The organism is Sedimentitalea sp. XS_ASV28 (assembly GCF_041224545.1).
Classification (GTDB): domain Bacteria; phylum Pseudomonadota; class Alphaproteobacteria; order Rhodobacterales; family Rhodobacteraceae; genus Sedimentitalea.
In genome coordinates this window covers 1-575 of the sequence record NZ_JBGFGP010000025.1, presented here as the reverse complement: position 1 = coordinate 575, position 575 = coordinate 1, and the positions used below count along the sequence as shown (strand labels likewise).

General features: G+C 60.2%; 1 protein-coding gene. It reads left to right on the top strand.

All coding sequences use genetic code 11. The features are described from left to right. Positions 1–77: 77 nt before the first annotated feature. A partial coding sequence (locus AB9K34_RS00340; protein ID WP_369952505.1) for a transposase occupies positions 78–575 on the top strand: 498 nt, incomplete at its 3' end.

The following is a 575-nucleotide window of genomic DNA, read 5'->3' as shown; positions in this document are numbered from 1 at the left end:
TATTTTGTTGAAAAACTCGCCCTTGATCGAAGGGGCGTCGGCTGATTCAATTCCTGCGTTGGATGGGAGGATCGGCGATGATGGGACCGCGGCAGGAGGCGCAACCGGCGCTGTTTTATGAGTTCTCGCTAGAGGATCACGTGCCCCAGAGCCACCTCCTGCGATCGATTGACCGGTTCGTGGATCTGTCCGGTATCCGCAGCTACCTCGCTGATTTCTACAGCCATACCGGGCGGCCGTCCGTCGATCCAGAGCTGCTCATTCGGATGCTGCTGGTTGGGTATTGCTTTGGCGTCCGGTCCGAGCGGCGCCTCTGCGAAGAGGTCCATCTGAACTTGGCGTATCGCTGGTTTTGCCGCCTGGACCTCAGCGATCGGGTTCCGGATCACTCGACTTTCTCGAAGAACCGGCACGGGCGTTTCCGCGACAGCGAGCTGCATCGGGGTCACCTGTTCGAGACCACGGTGGCCCGCTGTATCGAAGAGGGCCTGGTCAGCGGGCAAAGGATGGCCATCGACGCCAGCCTGATCGAGGCCGATGCCAACAAACAGAACTCGACGCCGAAGGAAGAGTGG